Source organism: uncultured Parolsenella sp., assembly GCF_934660935.1.
Classification (GTDB): Bacteria; Actinomycetota; Coriobacteriia; order Coriobacteriales; family Atopobiaceae; genus Parolsenella.
The window spans coordinates 167,024-173,236 of the sequence record NZ_CAKUIH010000005.1 but is presented as its reverse complement, the minus strand read 5'-3'; the positions used below and the strand labels follow the sequence as shown (position 1 = coordinate 173,236).

Sequence of the window (6,213 nt, the reverse complement as noted above, 5' to 3'; positions counted from 1 at the left end):
CGCCTTTAGACGCGAGCCCGGGGCCCGTGGGTTATACCCTAAGAGCAAACCACCCTTTTTAAGGGTGGTTATGATTGTGCGTCAATGCGATGTGGTGCAGGCGTGGCTCGAGTGGCTACTTGCGCGCTGGTCTCGCCCTAGAATTCGGCGTTGCCGACCGTGCGCGGGTGCGGGATGACGTCGCGGATGTTGCTCACGCCCGTCAGGTACATGACGAGGCGCTCGAAACCGAGGCCATAGCCGGCGTGCTTGCAAGAGCCATAGCGGCGAAGGTCGAGGTAGTACTTGTACTGCTCGGGGTTCATGCCAAGGTCGGCGATGCGCTGCTCAAGCAGGTCGAGGCGCTCCTCGCGCTGGGAGCCGCCGATGATCTCACCAATGCCGGGAACCAGGCAATCCGCCGCGGCGACGGTCTTGCCGTCGTCGTTCATGCGCATGTAGAAGGCCTTGATCTCCGCCGGATAGTCGGTCACGAAGGTCGGGCGCTTGAAGTGCTCCTCGGTGAGGAAGCGCTCGTGCTCGGTCTGGAGGTCGATACCCCAGCTGACGGGATAGTCGAACTTGTGGCCATCGGCGACGGCCTTCTCGAGGATCTCGACGGCCTCGGTGTAGGTGACGCGCGCGAAGTCACTCGTCGCGACGTGGCGCAGGCGGTCGAGCAGGCCCTTGTCGACGAACTTGTTGAGCATGGCGAGCTCGTCCGGGCAAGTCTCCATGACGGTGGTGAGGACGTACTTCAGCATGGCCTCGGCGTTGTCCATGTAGTCGTTGAGGTCTGCGAAGGCCATCTCGGGCTCGACCATCCAGAACTCGGCCGCGTGGCGCGTCGTGTTGGAGTTCTCGGCGCGGAAGGTGGGGCCAAAGGTGTAGACGTCGCCAAAGGCCATGGCGAAGTTCTCGGCGTTGAGCTGGCCGGAGACGGTGAGGCTTGCGTGCTTGCCGAAGAAGTCCTGGCTCCAGTCGACATCGCCGGCGACGAGCACGCCGTTACTGGCAGCAGCCTGCTCCTCGGTCACGAGCGGCGGGTTCTTCGGGTCAAGCGTGGTGACGCGGAACATCTCGCCAGCGCCCTCGCAGTCGCTCGTGGTGATGAGCGGGGTGTTGACGTAGACGAAGTCTCTTCCCTGGAAGAAGCTGTGAATGGCCGCGGCAGCCACGGAGCGGACGCGGAACACGGCGCGGAAGAGATTCGTGCGCGGGCGGAGATGCTGCTGGGTGCGAAGGAACTCGACCGTGGCGCGCTTCTTCTGAAGCGGGTAATCCGCGGCGCAGGCGCCCTCGACGGTGATGGTCTCCGCGGTGAGCTCGAAGGGCTGCTGCGCCTCGGGCGTGAGCTTGACGGTGCCCGTGCAGACGAGGGCCGTGTAGCCGGAACAACGCGAGATCTCGTCATAGTTGGCGAGGGCTTCGCGGTTCATGACGACCTGGAGGTCCTTGAAGCAGCTGCCGTCGTTGAGCGTGACGAAGCCGAAGTTCTTCATGTCGCGGACGGACTTGGTCCAGCCGGCGACGGTGACGGTCTTGCCGTCAAGCTGCTCCATGTTGCGATAGAGCTCGACAATCTTGGTGCGATTCATGTTCTCTCCCTTATTGAGCTCGCTCGAGCGAGCGCCCATTCCGAGAGAAGATGATAGCAGGGTACGGCAATTGTTCGGCGGGGCGCGGGCCGGCACGGGCCGACGCACGGGGCGTCCGCAGCGTTTTGGCCGAGGTGGCCCGCCGGCGGCCACGGACGGCGCCTAACCGTGGTAGCGCTCGAAGAAGTTGAGGGCGTTTTCGTAGCAGAGCTTCGCGGTGACGTCCTCGCCGAAGCGCCTTTCGAGCAGGCCCTGGAAAACGGGCATTTTGTCTGCGCCGTCGAGCAGGTCTGGGACATCCGCGCCGTCGAGATCTCCGCCGAGTGCGATGGCGTTCTCTCCGCCAAGGTCGAGCCAGTGCTCGATGTGGGCGGCGACCTGATCGAACGTGACGGACTTGCCCGTCTCGCCCTTTGCGCCCTCAGAGAGGAAATAACTGCAGTAGTTGAGGCCAACGACGCCACCGCGGGCGCAAATCTCGGCAAACTCGGCGTCTGTGAGGTTGCGCGGGTGGTTGCAGACGGCGCGGGAGTTTGAGTGGCTCGCGACGAGCGGCTCGTCGGTCGCGCGGGCGACGTCTGCGAAGGACTCGTCATTCAAGTGGGAGACGTCCACGGCGATGTTATGGCGGCCCATCTCGGCAAGCGCTTCGCGTCCGAGCGCGGTGAGACCCTCGTGGGTGTCGTTGCCGCTTGCGAGGGGGCCTGCGGCGTTCCATGTCAGCGAGGCCATGAGGAGGCCGTCTGCGGCATAGAGCTCGATGAGCCCGAGGTCCGCGGCAAACATGCGGGCGTTCTCGATTGTGTGAACGGCCGCCACGTGTGGCTCACCGCCGCCCTCGAGCACGCCGCGGAGCTGAGATGCCGATGCCACGGGGGTGACGTGCCCGGCGTTGCGCTCGACCTCGTGCGCGAGGTGGGACATTACGCTCCCGTGAAAGCCCGTGGCCTGCTCGGGCGAGAGGGCATCGGGCACATAGCAGGCAAAGCACTGCGCCCACGGCGTGTCGCCGATTTTGTCAAGCGAGATGTGGCAGTGGCTGCTCGCGAGGTCTCGACACGCGGATGGGTCGTCTGCGTCTCCAGATCCATAGAAGTCCATGCCGCATGTCTGCTTGATGTCATCCGGGAGGAACTGCCAGGTCAGGCGGTCTGCCGTGTCGCAGTGCATGTCAAAGACGGGATAGCTCATCGTGTGCTCCTTTTGTCCGAGCCGCTTGCGAGCTTGCGTTGCGGGCGCGTCCGGCTCGATGCCTGGGACAGTTTTACTCCGTGGGCGCACTCTCGCCAAACAGCGGGAGGATTGCATTGAGATAGTCGGTTGCGAGGTCGCGCGGCGTGGCGGCAAAGTCGTTCCATGCCCACCAGCGCACCATGCCCACGAAGCTCGCGGCTATGTGGTGCAGCAAAAACGAGCGGTTCATGCGTGCTGCCGCGCCCCTGGGGCAGGCGGGGACGGCGGCGTCCGCGCGGGTGACGATGGCGTGGCGCAGACAGTCTGCGAAACGCTCGGAGCCCTCGTCGACGATGAGGGCATGCAGCCCGCCCCTGCGGTCGAGGAGGTTCTCCAGCACACGCTCGGTCTGGACGAGCGGCGAGACGGGCGTTGCCGCGCCCATGTCGAGCGCGTGGTCGCACAGGGCGCAGACCTGGGCTTCGAGCAGGTCGTCTTTGCTGTGGAACTGCGCGTAGAACGTGGCGCGCCCCACGCCGGAGCGCTCGAGGATGTCCTGGACCGTGGTCTTCGCATAGCCCCGCTCGTCGATGAGCTCGACGAATGCGGTCTCTATGGCCTCGCGGGTGCGCTGGCGTCTCTTGTCCATCTCTAGGCCTCTCGTGCGTCGCCGCTATGCCCGGTATCCGTGGCCGCCTGCGTGGCACGGAACACGTCCTGGAACGACGCACCCGTGCGCTCGCACGCCTCGACGACCGAGGAGTACTCGGGGTAGGCCCGTACGTGGCCGTCCGGCATCACGACGAGCTTTGTGGCGACGCGCCCATAGGGCGTCTCGATGCCGTCGGGCGTGCGTGGAAGGGCATGGCGACGCATGTCCATGGAGCGGATGCCGATGGTCGTGGTGTTCTCGAAGATGATGCGCTCGAGCGCGGGCGCGAGCTCCCCATCGCAGATGACCTCGAGCTGGTGGCCCGGGCGCCCCTTCTTCATGACGATCGGGATGGCGTGCGCCTCGCGCGCGCCGGCAGCCATGAGCAGCTCGATGACGCGGCCGAGCGCCTCGCCGGTGCAGTCGTCGAGGTCACTCTCGAGTTTCGTGACGGTGCTGCGGTCGCCGTCGCCCGCGTCGCCGCTGACCGCGGATGCGACGAGGACGGCGCGCAGCACGCCCGAGCAGTTCTCGTAGGCGCGCTTGCCTGCGCCGTAGCCCACGCGCTCGATGGCGTAGCTCACGGGAAGGGCGTTGCCCGTGCGCAGCGCGGCGACGATGGCGGCACCCGTGGGCGTCACGAGCTCGCCGGTGACGGGCGCGGGCACAAGGGCGATGCCGGCCGCCTGGCACAGGTTCACCACGGCGGGCACGGGAACGGGCATGATGCCGTGGGCGCAGCGGATCGTGCCGTGCCCCTCGGCAAGCGAGGGCACGATGACCTCGGTGACGTCCAGGTCGTCGAGGCAGATGGCCACCGAGCAGATGTCGACGATGGAGTCGATGGCTCCCACCTCGTGAAACATCACGGTCTCGGGTGTGGCGCCGTGCGCCTTCGCCTCGGCCTCGGCGAGCTTCCCGAACACGGCGTGGGCGAGCTCCTTGGCGCGCTCGCTCATGGCCGAGGCGTCAATGATCGCGCAGACGTCCGCGAGCGAGCGGTGCTCGTGATGGTGATGATGGTGAGCGTGATCGTGCTCCGCCGAGTGCTCGTGCGCGTGATCGTGTGCGTGATCGTGCTCGTGTTCGTGTGCGTGCTCGTGCTCGTGATCGCTGGCGTCGAGGTGGCCGTAGAGCCATGCCATGTCATGGTCATGGTTCTCGTGCGCGGCATCGAGGCGAACGTCAAAGTCGCAGGCGTCCAGCCCGCTTTTCCTCACGCGGGTTACGGCCACGTCGAATCCGTGGGTGGGCAGCGTGGAGAGCGCCTCGCGCAGACGCTGCTCGCTCGCGCCGAGGTCGAGTAACGCCGCGACGGTCATGTCTCCGCTGATGCCAGAACTGCAGTCAAGGTAGAGGGTCTTGCCCATGGTGCTCCTATCGCTGGGCGTCCGCCGGGCGGGCGTCGTGGGTCTGTGCCGGGGCTCGCCCCGGCAGGTGGTTGATGAGGCTCGCTTGGTAGCCGGCGCCGAACCCGTTGTCGATGTTCACAACGCTTACGCCGCTCGCGCATGAGTTGAGCATCGAGAGCAGGGCGGAGAGGCCGCCGAGGTTGGCGCCATAGCCCACGCTCGTGGGAACGGCGATGACGGGACATGAGACGAGTCCGCCGATGACGCTCGCGAGCGCCCCCTCCATGCCGGCCACGGCCACGATGACCTGCGCGCGGGCGAGCTGGTCGGCATGGGCGAGTAGTCGGTGCAGGCCCGCCACGCCCACGTCGCGCACGCGCTCGACGCGGTTGCCGAGAAACTCGGCCGTGAGTGCGGCCTCTTCGGCCACCGGCAGGTCGCTCGTGCCCGCGCAGGCCACGACGATGGTGCCGTTGCCGCTCTGCGCGGGCATGCCGCCCGCGATGGCGATGCGGGCGTCGGCGTGGTACTCGAGGGGCGTGCCGCTCTCCATGAGCTCGCGGGCCCGCTCGAACTTCTCGGCGGACAGGCGCGTGACGAGCACGTGGCGCTGGCCTGCGGCGATGAGCGCGTCCACGATACCGGCGACCTGCTCGGCCGTTTTACCCTCGCCGTAGATGACCTCGCCCGCGCCGCACCTGGCGCCACGCGTAAGGTCGAGCTGCGCATAGCCGATGTCTGCCACTTTGGGTGTGACGGTTGACCCCGGCACCTTTGTCATCTCCGCTACGCCTTCTCTCGGGCGAGCGCGGCGGCCTCGGCCGGGCTCGGCTCAATGTTGCCGTCCGTGCGCACACGGTCTGCCGCGTCCGGGTGGGAGGCCATGAACTTGTCGACCGTCTTTTTCAGCGACTCAGGCGTGATGGCCTCGCCCCTGTCGAAGTAGGCGCCGTAGCAGGCGTAGCTTGGCTTGTTGGCCGTAGGCAGCCCCAGCTTGGCGGAGTTCTCGCGCACCTGGTCCTTCGTGAGTCCGGCTTCGCGCAGCGGCGAGCGCACGCCAAGCTCGTGGATAGCGCGGAATCCCGGCCTGCGGTCCTCGCGGTCGCTTGCGTTCGTGCCGTCGAGCAGGACGGTGCGGCCGTCTGCACGCATGTGCTCGAGGATGGTGCCGAACACCATGGACTTGCAGCGGTAGCAGCGGTCCCAGGGGTTGGCGCGCAGGTCCTCGTGGCCGTCCCAGATGTTGATGGGGATGATTTCCTGCTCGGCGCCGAGCATCTTGGCGATGGTCACTGAGTCGTCGGTGTCTCGCGTGATCTGAAGGTCGTCGAGGATTGTGTAGGCCTTGACGTCGTAGCCCTCGCGGAGGAGCTCCGCGAGCAGGTAACACGAGTCGACGCCGCCGGAGTAGGCGAGGCCGTAGCGAATGTCCTTGTCGAGATCGAACTGCATGGACGAT

6 protein-coding genes are annotated in these 6,213 nt (G+C 66.5%); all 6 read right to left on the bottom strand.

Annotated elements, in window-relative coordinates:
• Positions 1 to 137: 137 nt before the first annotated feature.
• On the bottom strand, positions 138 to 1,577 hold the full coding sequence (gene asnS, locus Q0H23_RS04145) for an asparagine--tRNA ligase (RefSeq protein ID WP_293836019.1): 1,440 nt from the start codon (positions 1,575 to 1,577) through the stop codon (positions 138 to 140).
• A gap of 162 nt (positions 1,578 to 1,739) precedes the next feature.
• A complete protein-coding gene (locus Q0H23_RS04140) occupies positions 1,740 to 2,768 on the bottom strand; it encodes a membrane dipeptidase (protein ID WP_293836015.1) in 1,029 nt (342 codons plus the stop codon).
• A 73-nt stretch (positions 2,769 to 2,841) separates the two neighbouring features.
• Positions 2,842 to 3,399, bottom strand: a complete 558-nt coding sequence (locus Q0H23_RS04135) for a TetR/AcrR family transcriptional regulator (RefSeq protein ID WP_293814453.1) — start codon at positions 3,397 to 3,399, stop codon at positions 2,842 to 2,844.
• A 2-nt stretch (positions 3,400 to 3,401) separates the two neighbouring features.
• The gene (larC, locus tag Q0H23_RS04130) at positions 3,402 to 4,772 is read right to left on the bottom strand and encodes a nickel pincer cofactor biosynthesis protein LarC (RefSeq protein WP_293814454.1); all 1,371 of its coding nucleotides are present in this window, start codon (positions 4,770 to 4,772) and stop codon (positions 3,402 to 3,404) included.
• Positions 4,773 to 4,779: 7 nt separating this feature from the next.
• Complete coding sequence (gene larB, locus Q0H23_RS04125) at positions 4,780 to 5,535, bottom strand: nickel pincer cofactor biosynthesis protein LarB (RefSeq protein ID WP_293814455.1); 756 nt, start codon at positions 5,533 to 5,535, stop codon at positions 4,780 to 4,782.
• Between the two features lie 5 nt (positions 5,536 to 5,540).
• Positions 5,541 to 6,206, bottom strand: coding sequence for a hypothetical protein (locus tag Q0H23_RS04120; protein ID WP_293814456.1), 666 nt, complete (start codon positions 6,204 to 6,206; stop codon positions 5,541 to 5,543).
• Between the last annotated feature and the right edge of the window lie 7 nt (positions 6,207 to 6,213).